The organism is Psychrobacter sp. Ps3 (assembly GCF_022129275.1).
In the GTDB taxonomy this organism is placed as follows: domain Bacteria; phylum Pseudomonadota; class Gammaproteobacteria; order Pseudomonadales; family Moraxellaceae; genus Psychrobacter; species Psychrobacter submarinus.
Genome location: NZ_JADQAL010000048.1, coordinates 1 through 15,300, shown reverse-complemented (window position 1 = coordinate 15,300; position 15,300 = coordinate 1). Strand labels below are relative to the sequence as shown.

General features: G+C 44.7%; 14 protein-coding genes. 11 read left to right on the top strand and 3 right to left on the bottom strand.

Translation table 11 applies throughout. The features are described 5' to 3' along the window. Positions 1–175: 175 nt before the first annotated feature. Together I3248_RS11270 and I3248_RS11265 are read right to left on the bottom strand one after the other, a co-directional pair. Positions 176–1,384 carry an alpha-hydroxy acid oxidase gene (locus I3248_RS11270; protein ID WP_192995584.1) on the bottom strand — a complete coding sequence of 403 codons (1,209 nt, stop codon included), beginning with the start codon at positions 1,382–1,384 and terminating at the stop codon, positions 176–178. Between the two features lie 47 nt (positions 1,385–1,431). After that, positions 1,432–1,794 (bottom strand): glutaredoxin family protein, encoded by a 363-nt coding sequence (locus I3248_RS11265; RefSeq protein ID WP_238063835.1) that lies wholly within the window; start codon positions 1,792–1,794, stop codon positions 1,432–1,434. A gap of 296 nt (positions 1,795–2,090) precedes the next feature. Between I3248_RS11265 and mtgA the strand changes: the two genes are divergently transcribed. The 6 genes from mtgA (at position 2,091) to I3248_RS11235 (ending at position 6,745) form a co-directional block, all read left to right on the top strand. Then, positions 2,091–2,777, top strand: a complete 687-nt coding sequence (mtgA, locus tag I3248_RS11260) for a monofunctional biosynthetic peptidoglycan transglycosylase (RefSeq protein WP_238063833.1) — start codon at positions 2,091–2,093, stop codon at positions 2,775–2,777. Between the two features lie 123 nt (positions 2,778–2,900). Then, complete coding sequence (gene ppk1, locus I3248_RS11255; RefSeq protein WP_238063831.1) at positions 2,901–5,144, top strand: polyphosphate kinase 1; 2,244 nt, start codon at positions 2,901–2,903, stop codon at positions 5,142–5,144. 178 nt (positions 5,145–5,322) lie between these two features. Further along, positions 5,323–5,493 (top strand): hypothetical protein, encoded by a 171-nt coding sequence (locus I3248_RS11250; protein ID WP_198013370.1) that lies wholly within the window; start codon positions 5,323–5,325, stop codon positions 5,491–5,493. Between the two features lie 53 nt (positions 5,494–5,546). Beyond that, the gene (locus I3248_RS11245; RefSeq protein WP_201601311.1) at positions 5,547–5,843 is read left to right on the top strand and encodes a hypothetical protein; all 297 of its coding nucleotides are present in this window, start codon (positions 5,547–5,549) and stop codon (positions 5,841–5,843) included. A gap of 99 nt (positions 5,844–5,942) precedes the next feature. After that, positions 5,943–6,431, top strand: a complete 489-nt coding sequence (locus I3248_RS11240) for a hypothetical protein (RefSeq protein WP_238063830.1) — start codon at positions 5,943–5,945, stop codon at positions 6,429–6,431. Positions 6,432–6,559: 128 nt separating this feature from the next. Beyond that, the gene (locus I3248_RS11235) at positions 6,560–6,745 is read left to right on the top strand and encodes a hypothetical protein (protein ID WP_238063829.1); all 186 of its coding nucleotides are present in this window, start codon (positions 6,560–6,562) and stop codon (positions 6,743–6,745) included. 150 nt (positions 6,746–6,895) lie between these two features. Here the strand turns inward: I3248_RS11235 and I3248_RS11230 are convergent, their stop codons facing one another. Further along, positions 6,896–7,594 (bottom strand): tRNA-(ms[2]io[6]A)-hydroxylase, encoded by a 699-nt coding sequence (locus I3248_RS11230; protein WP_238063825.1) that lies wholly within the window; start codon positions 7,592–7,594, stop codon positions 6,896–6,898. 403 nt (positions 7,595–7,997) lie between these two features. On the opposite strand from I3248_RS11230, the gene I3248_RS11225 reads away from it, so the two are divergent. The 5 genes from I3248_RS11225 (at position 7,998) to I3248_RS11205 (ending at position 15,050) form a co-directional block, all read left to right on the top strand. After that, positions 7,998–10,202, top strand: a complete 2,205-nt coding sequence (locus I3248_RS11225; RefSeq protein ID WP_238063823.1) for a malate synthase G — start codon at positions 7,998–8,000, stop codon at positions 10,200–10,202. 589 nt (positions 10,203–10,791) lie between these two features. Next, entirely contained in the window at positions 10,792–11,841 is a 1,050-nt protein-coding gene (locus tag I3248_RS11220; RefSeq protein ID WP_238063821.1) for a porin, read from the top strand. 191 nt (positions 11,842–12,032) lie between these two features. Then, entirely contained in the window at positions 12,033–13,667 is a 1,635-nt protein-coding gene (locus tag I3248_RS11215; RefSeq protein WP_238063820.1) for a CTP synthase, read from the top strand. Between the two features lie 212 nt (positions 13,668–13,879). Beyond that, positions 13,880–14,755, top strand: coding sequence for a 3-deoxy-8-phosphooctulonate synthase (gene kdsA, locus I3248_RS11210; RefSeq protein WP_238063818.1), 876 nt, complete (start codon positions 13,880–13,882; stop codon positions 14,753–14,755). Between the two features lie 40 nt (positions 14,756–14,795). Further along, positions 14,796–15,050, top strand: a complete 255-nt coding sequence (locus tag I3248_RS11205; protein ID WP_238063816.1) for a cation transporter — start codon at positions 14,796–14,798, stop codon at positions 15,048–15,050. Positions 15,051–15,300: the final 250 nt, after the last annotated feature.

The following is a 15,300-nucleotide window of genomic DNA, read 5'->3' as shown; positions in this document are numbered from 1 at the left end:
CGCCTAAAAAATAGTCGCTGTCAGTGCCATGGTCGAATGTTCAACACGCCCTAATTAAAGAGTAGCAGTATAAAGGTTTGCGTGGCTACAACAAACAATCCGTATGTATCTAGCCATCTTAAATACTCAAGAGTTTAAGCTACGCTTTGTATAGCTTTGAACCTACAAGATAATACTACCAGCGCATCGGCGCAAGATAAGGTAAAGCGGATTTGAGCTGCTCATAAGTACCATTGACTAAGATGTCGTCAGTGACTTTATTGATATCAGTATGACCACAGAACGCCATGCTTACATCGCACTCTTTGTAGATTAGCTCCAATGCGCGGCGCACGCCGTCTTCACCATAAGCGCCCAGTCCATACAGAAACGCACGTCCGATCATCGTACCATTTGCGCCTAATGCTATTGCTTTAAGCACATCTTGCCCTGATCTGATACCACTATCGAGCCAAATCTCAATCTGGCTATTCTCAGCTCTCACCGCTTGCACGATATCGCTTAGCGCGGCGATAGAGGAGGGTGCGCCATCGAGCTGACGACCGCCATGGTTAGAGACGACTAGAGCATCAGCGCCACTACGCGCGGCTAATATTGCATCTTCAGGCTCCATGATGCCTTTGATAATTAGCTTGCCACCCCATTGATCCTTGATACGCGCCACATCATCCCAGCTCAGGCCAGGATCGAATTGCTCTGCCGTCCAAGCAGAGAGTGATGACAGATCCTCAACATTTTGTGCATGACCGACGATATTACCAAAGGTTCGTCTTTTGGTGCCGAGCATATTTAAGCACCATTCAGGCTTTGTCATCAGATTAAGTATATTAGCTAACGTAGGCTTCGGCGGTGCAGAAAGACCGTTTTTGATATCTTTATGACGCTGGCCGAGCACTTGTAGATCGGCGGTTAATATCAGCGCTGAGCAGTTGGCGTCTTTTGCGCGTCGTATCAAATTGGCCATAAACTCTTGATCACGCATCACATACAGCTGAAACCAAAACGGCGCATTAGTATTCTGTGCGACATCTTCTATTGAGCAAATACTCATAGTCGACAGCGAAAACGGTACGCCAAACTTCTCAGCGGCGCGCGCAGCATGAATCTCACCATCCGCCCACATCATGCCCGTGAAGCCAGTAGGTGCAATGGCGACAGGCATGTTGACTTTTTCACTGATCATTGTGGTTGCCAGCGAGCGATTTTCCATATCGACGAGTACGCGTTGACGCAGCTTAATACGATCAAAATCGGTTTCGTTATTCCGATAGGTGGTTTGCGTCCACGAGCCTGAATCGACATAATCATAAAACATACGCGGTACTTTACGCTCAGCAACGCGGCGCAGATCTTCGATTTCGGTGATTTTAGTTAAGTCTTTCATGGCAGTTCCTTATGCTGGCAAACGTTATGAGATATTGATTAGGGTATTTAGACTAGCAGTTGCTGCAAATCTAGCACTGAAAAAGGATAGTTCAAGCGCTGGGTTGGCGTGAGTACCACCGGAATAGTAGTAGCAAAGTGCATCATTAACGGCTCATTGAAATCGCTGATGTCTATGTAATGATAATTGATAGGCTGTACCGCGGCTAGCTGATTCATTAGACTCTCAGCGACATCGCACAAATGACAGCCTGTGGTGCCGAGCAGCCATGTTTGCTGATGGATATCATCATGAGCAAGCTTAGGTGACGCGGCTATTATGCTTCTTCTGAGCGCTGCGATGGTTTCGTGATTAGCGCCATTATCTGTTTGATAATTTGGTAGGTTGTCATTAGGCATAGTTATACTCATCTTTGATCCATCTTTACAATTATCATATCTTTATAAGCACCGTATACTTTGGGTCTTACTTTAAGCTTGCTTACGCCTTTAACATTATAAGATAGAGGATAATCATATCATATCATAGAGAAATCCTATCTATAATAACAGTAGCCGTGACAGCGATTGTGAGATTGGGTAAGATAGCTTGCTCGCCGACAGTTTAGATTGCAGCAGCAAACGAATATTTTGAATGATCATTTTGAGCTTTTTAGTTTTGCTACATTTTATAACGCTTCATCCTTACTTATTTGGATATATTGTGCATGACAAGTTTTGCTAGTTTTTTTAAGCGCTTATTAGGAGCAATTATACTGATAATCGTTGCTTTTCATATCCTAGTTGCAGCATTGCTACTGGTGTGGAAGAGCCAGCCTATTAACAATAGTATGTTTATGCTGACCCATCGTCTGACCGGCGGCGAGGTCACCCAAGAGTGGGTAGAATATGATCAAATCGCCAAGTCCGCCAAGCAAGCCGCTATTGCTAGTGAAGACTCGACTTTCAGTCAGCATAATGGCTTTGACATTAAAGGCATAAAAGAGGCGCAAAAGAAAAATGAAGCGTCAGGAAAAACGACAGCTGGCGGCTCAACCATCACTCAGCAATTAGCCAAAAATCTATTTTTGACCTCACACCGCTCTTACGTACGTAAAGCGGAGGAAGCGGTTATCACGGTGATGATTGAGATGATTTGGGATAAGCCGCGCATTCTGACCGCTTATCTAAACGTCGCTGAGTTCGGTAATGGAATCTATGGTATCGAAGCCGCCGCTCGGCACTATTATGGTAAAACTGCCGCCGATCTCAACCGTGATGAGTCAGCACTGCTCATTAGTATGCTGACTAACCCCAAGTATTATCAAGACAATCAGGGCAATAAGCGGCTGCGTAATAAACAGCGTATTATCAAAAAGCGGATGAACAATGCGGTGTTGCCACAAGCTGCATAGCCACTATTCAAGTCTTAATAGCTCCAAGCACGAGGCTATAACATAAGGTTGTAGTACAAGGCTAATTTTTGACACTAATGTGAGTGCGCTGTCGTATTTTTAATCATAATAAGGAGTAGTGAGATGGCTGATAATCCCAACAAGGCAAAAATCACCGATAATGGCACTGATAAAAATCAAGGTGCGTCACTCAGCCATGAGCGCTTAAACAGCCATGAGCGCTTAAACAGCCATGAGCGCTTAACTAATAGTAGCCTTACCCAAATCGACTGGCAGCGTTTTGACGATGGCAGCTACTCATCGAGCAGTTACATTCATCGGGATCTATCTTTATTGCAGTTCAATCTGCGCGTCTTAGCACAAGCAGCCAGCCCTCGTCATCCACTTCTTGAGCGGCTGTTCTTTTTGATTATATTTTCTTCAAATATGGACGAGTTTTTTGAGATTCGCGTGGCAGGCATCATGCAAAAGCTCAATATAGGCGATGTGCCTAGTAGCCCGCATGGGATGCGCCCAAGTGAAGTGCTTAAAGAGATATCAGCGGTGGCGCACGAGGCTATCGATGAGCAGTATCGTATTTTAAACCAAGATATCTTGCCAGCGCTTGCCAAAGAAGATATTCGCTACTTGCGCCGTGATGAGCTAAATGCCGAGCAGTCGGCGTGGATGAAGCGTTACTTTATCGAGCAAGTCTTGCCAGTGCTGACGCCAATTAGTATTGATCCGGCGCACCCGTTCCCGCGCCTGGTCAATAAGAGCCTGAATTTTATCGCCACTTTAGAGGGCAAGGATGCTTTTGGCCGCGATATCAATTTAGCGATTGTACCGGCGCCGCGTAGCCTGCCGCGGGTGATTCGTCTGCCTAATGAGCTGACGGGCGGCAAAGAGCATCACGTCATGCTCTCAGCGGTAATCCATGAGCATGTGGGTGAGCTCTTCCCCGGCATGAATGTTACTGGCTGCCATCAGTTCCGTCTGACTCGAAACGCTGATTTGGACTTAGCGGATGATGTCGACGATATTGCCAAAGCACTAGAGGGCGAGCTTGAAAACCGCCGTTTTGGTGACAAAGTACGCCTTGAGGTTACCACCGACTGCCCAACGCCTATCAGCGATTATCTGCTTGAAGAGTTTGAGCTGCATGATAACCAGCTATACCGAGTCAACGGCCCAGTCAACTTAACGCGGCTGTTATTTGACTTTAATATTCCCAAACTGCGTTATCAGTCCTTTACCCATATCGTTCCTAAGCCGTTTCGCCGTGAGTTCGATAAGCTCGATCGTTCCACGAGTATGTTTGGCGCGATGCGTAAAGGCGATGTGCTCGTCCATCATCCTTTTCATGCCTTCTCGCCGATTGTCAATCTGCTATGGCAAGCAGCAAGCGATCCAAAAGTGCTGGCGATTAAGCAAACCTTGTACCGCTCAGGCACCAACTCTGAGATTGTCCAAGCGCTAGCGGCCGCCGCGCGTAATGGCAAGGAAGTGACAGCGGTGATTGAGCTGCGCGCGCGTTTCGATGAAGCCTCTAATATCGCAGTTGCAAACTTCTTACAAGAGGCAGGCGCGGTCGTCGTCTACGGTATCGTCGGCTACAAGACCCATGCCAAGCTGATGCTTATCGTGCGCCGCGAAGACGACCGCATTCGCCGTTATGTGCATCTTGGTACGGGTAACTATCATGCTGCCAACGCCAAAGTCTATACCGATTATGGGCTGTTCACCGCTGATGATGATATCTCAGAAGATGTGCACAAAATCTTCCAAGAGCTAACGGGGATGGGGAAGCCTGCCACCCTCAAAAAGCTGCTACACGCGCCTTTTACCTTGCACGATAAATTGATGAGCTTCATTGACGATGAGATCGCTCATGCCAAAGCCGGTAAGCGCGCGCATATGATTATCAAAGTCAATGCCTTAACCGAGCGGCGACTGATTGCCAAGCTCTACGACGCCTCGCAAGCTGGAGTCAAGATTGAGCTTATTCTGCGCTCAATCTGCTGTCTGCGCCCGCAAGTCAAAGGGCTGTCTGAAAACATCACTGTGCGCTCTGTCGTCGGACGGTTCTTGGAGCATACACGCATCTATTATTTCCATAATGGCGGCGATGAGCGCATGTATTTAGGCAGTGCTGATTGGATGGATCGTAACCTGTTCCACCGTGTTGAAGTGGCTTTCCCTATTGAAGATAAAAAACTATTCGCGCAAATCTATCAAGACGGTCTGCAAAATTACCTAAAAGATAATGTACAAGCTTGGACATTAGCAGGGGACGGGCGTTGGCAGCAGTTGAGTCCAGTTAATGATGCCTTGCCACACGTTGCGCAAAATCATTTACTCAGTGTCATTAACCACGTCGATGAATAAACAATAATCATCGTATTCTACTATTAGAGGTTACAAACTGTCTTGTAACCTCACATTTATTCACATATTGATACGGCAGTGCACTAGCGTATAGTTTATGCTTTTTTCTATACTTGAAAGTACAGTAATCAAAAGTACAACTTATCTATCATCTAATTATAAGAATAGGAATAATACTATGAGTAACGCTAGTGATAATAAATCTGATGTTCAGCAAGCTGCTAATACAGCCAATGCCGACAAAATCGAAAAAAACTTACAACAAGATAATGATTCAAAAAAGCCTGAAGACTTAGCAGAAAACGAAAAGACACCCTTTATAGATGAACAAACCCGTACTGACAAATAGTGCGCCGCTAAAAAAGCAAAAGATCATCAGAACAATCAATAGAGGGATATATTATGGTTAATAAATCGACAATTACGGACAATAAAACACGAACTCGTGTGGATGATATGAGGCCGAATGATGAAGAGGTCGTGCCAATTGACGATCTGGCAGATGCCAAACGGGAGAATCCAACCAATAGCTATGAAGGCCGCAAGCATGAGCCAAAGATAGATGGCCCTGAACAAGCCTCTCAAGAGACTGACGAGGTCTATGCTGACCCGCGTCGAGAAGAGAATCTTCCGGCAGGTGGTAAGAATGTCGCTGATCTTAATGCGCACGATCTAAGTCAAGACAATAACCAAATTTAATTTATACTCGCTTGTCTTGTATAGATAGCTGTATAGAAGGTTTTTACCTTACTTATTTAAACGACGTCCACATCTATAATTACAACAAAGGATGAAACCATGCAAACTAAAGATCCAGCTTTAACTAAGACACCTATTAGTAGCCATGACGCTATAAGTGAAATAGTCGAAAATACAAATGGCAACAAAGATCCTAAATATTCTGAGCGCGAGCAGCGCCACATTGATGAGACAGTGAGTGCTAGTGACAGAGTAGATGGCGTTGCTACTGTTAGAGATGATGCTAATGTGCCTCGTGAAGGTTCCGTAGAAAACCACGAGGATATTGAGCGCAATACCACTGTTAATAAAGGTACAGATACCTTTGAAGACGACATTGTAGACTCAGAGCATGTCAATGACGGTGATAACCCAGCGCGTCAACCGGATCGCCGTGACCAACAAGGCAGTAGCCCCTTTGATGGTAATGTTAACGACCGAACTGTAAAAAGCGCAGAGCCTAAGAGCGAAGAGATCAATGATTTAAACCGTTACGCCAGTATCGACAACGCGCAAACGCGTATTTTAAATCCTGATGAAAAAGATTAAATCTCGCATCAGTAAGATTTGAGCATATTCTTAAGTTGAGCAGTTAAGTAATTGAATGGCTCATTTATCTGAATTGAGGATATGCTCTAGCATTAGGGTTTAAAATAAATGATTGAAAAGGATTATTCATGAAAAATAACAAAGAAGACTATAAGTTAAAAGACGCGGATGACAATGAAGGTATCGTGCCCGATGATGCGCTACAAAAGGTAAATCCAGCTGCTGCTGAGCAAGCCTCAGACGATCATGATCCGCATAATATTGCCAAAGATCACAAGCAGCATGATGCTAGTATTACTGAAACCAAAGATTAGTAAGTAAAACTAGAAACAGAAGTATAAATAATTACTGAAAAAGCAGCGTGTTACTGTCTCCTAAAAGACAGTAACACGCTGCTTTTTTTATGGGGAATCAATCAGTGGCATTAAGCCATGTACTAGAATTATTGTTAGCTAAACCATGAATTAAACAGGTACGCCGCTATGAAAGCGTAGCTCATTATCAGGACTGGTAATAAGCTCAGCTTCTACCGCTCTAAAAAAAGCCACACGTTCATCGATATTCTCAGCCGCTAGCGACTGCGCTAACTGTAGATAATCTTCAAAATGACGACTCTCTGATTTTAGTAAATAACGGTAGTATTTAGCCAAGCGCTCATCATCTATTACATTGCTTAGTGCCGCAAAACGCTCACATGAGCGCGCTTCTATAAAAGCGCCAATGATGAGTACATCAACCATAGCTGCAGGCTCAAAAGTGCGCTTGTGTTTTAGCAAGCCTTTGGCATAACGGCCTGCGCCTAGATGTTGCCACGCTTGACCACGCTCTTTCATAATCCCTAATACTTGCTCGTAGTGCAGCATCTCTTCCCGGACTAACTGAGCAAGCTTGCATTGTAAGTCATGGGAGAATTCATAGCGAAACATCAGATTCATTGCGGTGCCCGCCGCTTTTTTTTCGCAGTTCGCATGGTCTTGGATAATGATGGGTAAGTTATTGACCGCCGCATCTATCCAAGCCCGTGTCGTTCGCCCTGCCAAAAACGTATAGATCGCTGATAGATCGACATTTGAAGGTGAAGTCTGAGCTAAAGTTTGACCGGCAGCAGCCCGTTCATTTGGTTTTTTATTTTCGCTTGTTGCTTTGATTTTGATATCAGTCATAGTCTAATCAGGTAAAGTGGACAATTTGGTAAATTTTATCATTGAGCGCTTTGCTCAGCAGAAATGATTACTTACAGTTTAATCATACTCGTAAGTCATCAGCACCCTAGCGCTTCCTTGTACGAGTTAAACAAGCCGTGGTAAAGGCTATCATATTTATACAAGGCGACTATTTATCTAATAAATAGCGCGTTGTTGTTAATTTCTTGATTTGATAGTAGGATAATCTTTGATTTTAGAATCATTATGTCATAGATTATTTTAGCATGAGCCTATCGTTCATATAAGAACATTGATTATAAGACTTCTAAATGCTTGTTCGCTATAAAGGTATAACGATAATCTCAGTTAAGCACCCTTTATTGCTCAAGCGCCTCCCTAAACTTATTACAAGGATATCATTATGAGTCAGGATTTAAACGCCAATCGCATCCAAAAAGGCAGCCTTGCTATCGATAAGCAGATGTATGACTTTATCGAAAACGAAGTACTGCCAAAAGTAGGCGTCGATTCAGAGAGCTACTGGTCAGGGTTTGAAAAGGTAGTCAAAGAGTTCACTCCGCGTAATAAAGCCCTGCTTGCGACTCGTGATGAGATGCAAAAGCAGATTGATCAATGGCATCTAGATAACCCTACTAATAGCGGCGAAGTCGACTTTGCAAAGTATAAGCAATTCTTACAAGAGATTGGCTACTTATTGCCAGAAGGCGAGGACTTTCAGGTCTCAACTGAGAATGTCGATGAAGAAATCGCTCATATCGCAGGGCCACAGTTAGTCGTACCGGTGCGTAACGCTCGCTATGCTTTGAACGCGACTAACGCTCGTTGGGGTAGCTTGTACGATGCGCTTTATGGTACTGATGTTATCAGTGATGAGAACGGTCAAGAGGCTAAAGGCGGCTATAATCCTACTCGCGGCGCCGCTGTCGTGGCTTATGCCAAGCAATTCTTAGATGAGAACTTTGCGCTTGCATCCGGCTCTTATACCGATGTCACAGGCTTTAAAGTCGTCGATGGCAAGCTACAAATCACTCAAGGCGATAATAGCACTGAGCTTAAAGATGCAGAGCAATTTGCAGGTTACATGGGAGAGGCAAGTAGTCCAACAGCGGTGCTGCTCAAGAACAATAATCTGCACGCCGAGATTCAGATCGATAAAGACAGCCCAATCGGTAAAGACGATGCAGCAGGTATCAAAGATGTGCTACTCGAATCGGCTATCACTGCCATTCAAGATGGCGAAGACTCTATCGCCGCAGTCGATGCTGAAGAGAAAGTGGAAGTGTACCGTAACTGGTTTGGCCTAATGAACGGCGATCTGAAAGAGACTTTTGAGAAAGGCGGTAAGACTCGCACTCGTCAGCAAAACCCAGACCGCGTTTATACTGCACCAGATGGTAGCGAGCTAGTCCTGCCAGGCCGCGCTTTGCTACTACTACGTAACGTCGGACACTTAATGCAAAACCCAGCTATCTTAGTTGATTTGGGCGAGGGGCAAGAAGAGATCTTTGAGGGCATCATGGACGCTCTAGTGACGCCATTACTGAGCCTAAATGACCTAAAAGGCAAGACTAAGCTGTCAAACTCACGCAAAGGCTCTATGTATATCGTTAAGCCAAAAATGCACGGCCCTGATGAAGTGAAGATGGCCAATGACTTATTTAATGCTTCTGAGGACTTATTAGGTCTTGAGCGTAATACCTTAAAGATCGGTATCATGGACGAAGAGCGCCGCATGACGGTCAATCTAAAGAACGCTATTCGTCAAGCTAAAGAGCGCGTCATCTTCATTAATACCGGCTTCTTGGATCGTACCGGCGATGAGATGCACACCAGCATGAATGCAGGGCCATTCGTACGTAAAGGCGAGATGAAGTCGCAAGCATGGCAGCCAGCTTACGAGCAGTGGAACGTCGATGTCGGTCTTGAGGTAGGTCTGCAAGGCCGCGCTCAGATCGGTAAAGGCATGTGGGCTAAGCCTGATGAGATGAAAGAGATGATGGAGACCAAGGCGGCGCATCCGCAGTCAGGCGCTAGCACGGCTTGGGTACCGTCACCAACGGGTGCAACCTTACATGCCATGCATTATCATCAAGTCAATGTAAAAGACGTACAAGACAAGCTAAAATCGCGTAGCCGCGCCAATGTCGATGATATCTTGACCATTCCTTTGACCAGTGAGGCCAATTGGAGCGAAGAAGAGAAGCGCCAAGAGCTTGAGAACAACGCTCAAGGCATCTTGGGCTATGTCGTGCGCTGGGTGAACCAAGGTGTTGGTTGCTCAAAGGTGCCAGATATCAATGACGTTGGCCTAATGGAAGATCGTGCGACTTTACGTATCTCAAGCCAGCACATCACCAACTGGCTACATCATAATGTAGTGAGCGAAGAGCAAGTCATGGAAACCATGAAGCGTATGGCAAAAGTCGTCGATGAGCAAAACGCGGGCGATCCTAGTTACCAAAATATGGCACCTGATTTCGATAACTCTTATGCGTTCCAAGCGGCTTGTGATCTAGTATTTAAAGGTCGCGAGCAGCCTAGTGGTTACACTGAGCCACTACTGCATCAAGCGCGCCGTGATCTAAAAGCTAGCAGCGCTTGCTAAGTAAGCGGCTCAAAGCTGTCATATAAGGTTTTAGTCTATTATCTTATATGACGCGTTATTAGCCCTCCTATTCGCTCTAGAGGATGAGTAGGGGTTATACCTTTACAATCGTAAGTCGCTAGTACAAGCACTCCTATTAAGACGATAGGGGTGCTTTTTTATGGCTAACATATCTCTTAATACATGGCTTTGAGCTATCTTCTAATCCTTATGAAAGACTAACTAGAATCAAGAAGTTTATTTCCGCGAATAGTGAAATAAAAAGTGAAAGAATTAGGACTAAATGTCAAAAAAATGTTGCAAATTATGTCAAAGTTGTTATGCTTGTACTCGAAGTATGAGTTTGGTAACGGATGTTACGCAGCAGACCGATTAAGACCAAAGTTTACATGGCAGTTACTTTTTTAATCCCAGTTATGTAAGTCATGGTTTTTTTCATCTTACTGTAATAGAACTTCGCCACACTTGTTTCTGACTAATTTCGGTAGCCAGTTACACATTATATCTTTGAGGATTTGTGACGATACCAATATGGGCGCCAGCTAATAATAGCTCGCTCATTACTACAATTGTAAAGTGGAGATACCCCATGAAAAAACTACTTTTAGCTACAGCCGTTGCTGCTCTATCTGTATCTGCAGCGAATGCCGCTCCTACCGTATATGGTAAAGCATTCGTCACTGCTGACTATGTAAATGCTGACTATGATGCGGCGGGCAGCGTAAATGATCGTGATGAAGATACTGTGGAAATTAACTCTAACTCTTCACGTATCGGTATCAGAGGCTCTGAGGCTGTAACTGCTAACACTGATGTTATCTATCAGCTAGAGTATGGTACTCGTGTTGACGGTGATAGCGATGGTTTCACTAATCGTGATACATACCTCGGTTTGGTTAACGAAAACTTCGGTGAAATTCGCGCTGGTAAAAACCAGTCTACCTTAGATTACGTAAACAACGTTATCGTAAATGATGGTTACTGGGATAACCTAGGTGGTAATAAACTTGAGTCGAATGAAGAGCAAGGCGGCTTGAACATGGCTGATAGTAGCCGTATCAAAAGCTCAATCGTTTGGAAAGCGCCTAAATACAACAACTTGCCGCTAGAGCTTGCTGTTATGTACAGCTCTGACGAAGCAAACGGTAACAAAGATGATGGTTTTGGTGCTGCTTTGATGTTTGATCAAGGTACAGGCTTCACTGCTGGTGTTGCTTATGATAAAGACCAAAATATCGAAGGTGATATCATCCGTGGTACAGCAACTGCTGATCTAAGCCAATACATTGCTTACCCTGTAACCGTTGGGGCACTGTACCAAGTAGCTGATTATGATTATGGTGATGAAGACGAAACAGGTCTAGTGCTTAGTGCAGCCATGGGTCTGTCTAACTTTGCCCGTCCAGCGACCATCTACACGCAATACAACAAAACTGACAATCTAAACGGCGTTGATAATGCTGACTCAGATCAAATCGTGGTTGGTGGTAAATATTACTATCAAGATAACATCATTGCACATGCTTATGCAGGTGTGAACAGTGCTGAAGATGTTATGCCTACAGATTCAGGTTATACTGGTAGTGCTGGTGACGTGGACGTAGTGGTAGTTGGTGGTGGTCTAGAATACTTATTCTAATCTAAGCCTTGCATAGTTAGTATGCTAAAAACTCATCCTTCGGGGTGAGTTTTTTTTGTGTATGTATTATTTGTGACAAAAGTCTACCGCTGAGGCGGAAAATAAGAGTTTCAGACAGTTTGCATTTTTGCTCTATATTTTGTGGCGTATTTTTAGTAAAATCCTTCTTTACCAACTACTGATTGAGTACTATGACCAAGTTTATATTTGTGACCGGTGGGGTAGTGTCCTCACTAGGAAAAGGTATCACCGCAGCCTCTCTTGCAGCGGTCTTAGAAGCACGTGGCGTGACTGTCACGATGACCAAAATGGATCCGTATATCAACGTCGATCCAGGTACGATGAGTCCGTTCCAGCATGGTGAAGTATTCGTCACTGAAGATGGGGCAGAGACGGATTTAGATTTGGGCTATTATGAGCGTTTTCTGCGTCACTCAAAGATGAGTAAGAGTAACAATTTCACCAGTGGCCGTATTTATCAAAATGTTTTAAATAAAGAACGTCGCGGTGAATACCTTGGCGGTACGGTACAGGTTATTCCGCATATTACCGATGAAATCAAAAACAAAATCCTTGCCAGTGGCGAAGGCTATGACATCGCGATTATCGAGATTGGCGGTACGGTTGGTGACATCGAATCACTTCCATTTATGGAAGCCGTACGTCAGATGCAAGTAGAGCTGGGGCGCAATCGTGCCATGCTGATGCATCTTACTTTGGTACCGTATATTGCTAGTGCTGGTGAGACTAAAACCAAGCCGACACAGCACTCTGTAAAAGAGCTGCGCTCAATCGGTCTACAGCCAGATATCTTAATCTGCCGCTCTGATCATCATATCTCGCCTGACAATCGCCGTAAGATTGCGCTATTTACTAATGTCGAAGAGCGCGCGGTCATTATGTGTGAAGATGCGCAAAGTATCTATCAAATTCCGCGTACGCTACATGAGCAAGATCTTGATGATCTTATCTGTGAGCGTTTTGGTCTTGATGTGCCAGAAGCAGATCTTAGTGATTGGGACAAAGTCGTTGAAGCACAGCTCAACCCTGAGTCTAGCATTACTGTGGCTATGGTTGGTAAATACGTTGAATTGCCTGATGCGTATAAATCCATCAACGAAGCGTTATTGCACGCTGGCTTTACCCATCAGGTGTCTGTCGACATCGACTATATTGATGCTGAACGTCTAGAAACAGATGACAGCCTGTTTGCGCGCTTAAAGCAAGCCGATGCTATCTTGGTTCCAGGTGGTTTTGGTGAGCGTGGCACAGTCGGTAAGCTAAAAGCCGTCACCTATGCACGTGAGAACAACGTACCGTACTTGGGTATTTGCTTAGGTATGCAGCTGGCAGTCATTGAATATGCCCGTAACGTGCTAAAAATCGATGCCAATTCATCTGAATTTGACCGCAAAACTGCTGAGCCGATTATTGGTCTGATTACCGAATGGTTGGATGAGCGCGGCGAGCTACAGATTCGTAGCGATGATTCAGATCTTGGCGGCACCATGCGCCTTGGCGCACAGCAAGCAGAGTTGGTTGCGGGCAGCAAGCTGAGCCAAATTTATGGCGCAACACGTATCAGCGAGCGTCATCGTCATCGTTATGAGATGAACAACCGCTATATTGAGCCGCTTGAGCAAAATGGTATGAAAATCTCAGGCTACTCTGCCAAGCAGCATTTGGTTGAGTCAGTCGAGATTAGTGAGCATCCTTGGTTTATCGCGGTACAGTTCCACCCAGAGTTCACCAGCTCACCACGTGGCGGTCATCCGCTATTTAATAGCTTTGTCAATGCCTCGAAGAAATACAGCGCTAGCAAATAATGGTGTAGCTATAACTATAGGCTTGACAAAAGATCAATCTTCGGATTGGTCTTTTTTTATGACCTATATTAGAACTTATGTATGAGAGCTTATTTTGCTACATCGCTTTTATTTTGTGGTTAAATTTTATCTGTTGCAATCAAGCACTTTTCTTTAGTTTGCTATCGGTTACAATATGAGCTAGAGATAATAATAACGAAGGTAACGACTTTATGAATAATCTATTAACTGCGCGGTCGCATATTGAGCTTAAAAGCGGCAATAACCACATCATTAATATCGGTAACGATCAGCCGTTTGTACTATTTGGCGGCATGAATGTCTTGGAGTCTAAGGAGCTAGCGTTTGAGATTGCTGAGCAGTATATCGAGATTTGCGAGCGCCTAGGGATTGGTTATGTGTTTAAAGCCAGCTTCGATAAGGCCAATCGCTCAAGTCTGCACTCGTTTCGTGGCCCAGGTCTCGAGCAAGGCGTAGATTGGCTCGGACAAATCAAAGAGAAGTTCCAAGTGCCGATTATCACTGACGTGCACGAGCCGTATCAAGCGCAGCCTGTCGCTGAGGTGGCCGATATCATTCAGCTGCCGGCTTTTTTGTCGCGTCAGACCGATCTGGTCGAAGCGATGGCTAAGACCGACGCTATTATTAATATCAAAAAAGCCCAGTTCCTAGCGCCGCATGAGATGCGTCATATTATGAATAAATGCTTAGAAGCTGGCAATGACAAGCTGATCCTATGCGAGCGTGGCAGCGCCTTTGGTTATAACAACTTAGTCGTTGATATGCTCGGCTTTGATACCATGAAGCAAATGGATGTGCCGGTGTTTTTTGATGTGACCCATAGTTTGCAGCAGCCGGGCGCGCGTAGTGATAGTGCTGGTGGTCGCCGTGAGCAAATAACCACGCTGGCTCGCGCTGGCATGGCGACAGGGCTTGCAGGGCTGTTTTTAGAAGCGCATCCCAACCCTGAAGCAGCTAAATGTGATGGCCCCTGTGCGCTACGTACCAGTCAGCTTGAGCCGTTCTTGCGTCAGCTAAAGCAGATTGATGAGCTAGTCAAAGGATTTGCGGTGTTAGATACTCAGTAAGGTATCTGTCAATTTTTAACGGTTGTAGAAGGATAAAGCGATGGCTATTCAAACGGCAAAGGTTAGTATTGAAAATATTGATGACCAAGAGGGCATTGATGGGGTGATGACAGCGCTCAAAAATATCGATGGGGTTACTGCGGTTGAGCTTGATGCTGCTACGAACATCGCGATAATTCGCTATGATGATACCGATACGAGTATTCATGCCTTTACTGCTGCTATCAGCATGGTGGATTATGTCACCCAGCCTTTTCCTATTGATGCGCCGCAGAACCCGCGTAACATGGAATAATGGTTTATAAATACATAGAGCGGACTTTATTTATCGTGAGTGACAACTTAACAGACACTAATAAAGTGTTAACCAAACACCCTTGTTGTTAGCACCAATATATCTTACAGTATAGAGCAGCTACTCATTATTTATAATCACTAATAGTGAGCAGTTAACTAGGGCATGTTGAACATTCGACCATAGCACTGACAAAGACTATTTTTTAGGCGATTTGCAGATAAAAATGGTAAGTTTAGTCGTTCTAAGC

What these genes read in the sequence shown, in the direction of transcription:
- I3248_RS11270 (WP_192995584.1), bottom strand. Translation starts at nt 1,384, where the DNA reads ATGAAAGACTTAACTAAAATCACCGAAATCGAAGATCTGCGCCGCGTT.
- I3248_RS11265 (WP_238063835.1), bottom strand. Translation starts at nt 1,794, where the DNA reads ATGAGTATAACTATGCCTAATGACAACCTACCAAATTATCAAACAGAT.
- mtgA (WP_238063833.1), top strand. Translation starts at nt 2,091, where the DNA reads ATGACAAGTTTTGCTAGTTTTTTTAAGCGCTTATTAGGAGCAATTATA.
- ppk1 (WP_238063831.1), top strand. Translation starts at nt 2,901, where the DNA reads ATGGCTGATAATCCCAACAAGGCAAAAATCACCGATAATGGCACTGAT.
- I3248_RS11250 (WP_198013370.1), top strand. Translation starts at nt 5,323, where the DNA reads ATGAGTAACGCTAGTGATAATAAATCTGATGTTCAGCAAGCTGCTAAT.
- I3248_RS11245 (WP_201601311.1), top strand. Translation starts at nt 5,547, where the DNA reads ATGGTTAATAAATCGACAATTACGGACAATAAAACACGAACTCGTGTG.
- I3248_RS11240 (WP_238063830.1), top strand. Translation starts at nt 5,943, where the DNA reads ATGCAAACTAAAGATCCAGCTTTAACTAAGACACCTATTAGTAGCCAT.
- I3248_RS11235 (WP_238063829.1), top strand. Translation starts at nt 6,560, where the DNA reads ATGAAAAATAACAAAGAAGACTATAAGTTAAAAGACGCGGATGACAAT.
- I3248_RS11230 (WP_238063825.1), bottom strand. Translation starts at nt 7,594, where the DNA reads ATGACTGATATCAAAATCAAAGCAACAAGCGAAAATAAAAAACCAAAT.
- I3248_RS11225 (WP_238063823.1), top strand. Translation starts at nt 7,998, where the DNA reads ATGAGTCAGGATTTAAACGCCAATCGCATCCAAAAAGGCAGCCTTGCT.
- I3248_RS11220 (WP_238063821.1), top strand. Translation starts at nt 10,792, where the DNA reads ATGAAAAAACTACTTTTAGCTACAGCCGTTGCTGCTCTATCTGTATCT.
- I3248_RS11215 (WP_238063820.1), top strand. Translation starts at nt 12,033, where the DNA reads ATGACCAAGTTTATATTTGTGACCGGTGGGGTAGTGTCCTCACTAGGA.
- kdsA (WP_238063818.1), top strand. Translation starts at nt 13,880, where the DNA reads ATGAATAATCTATTAACTGCGCGGTCGCATATTGAGCTTAAAAGCGGC.
- I3248_RS11205 (WP_238063816.1), top strand. Translation starts at nt 14,796, where the DNA reads ATGGCTATTCAAACGGCAAAGGTTAGTATTGAAAATATTGATGACCAA.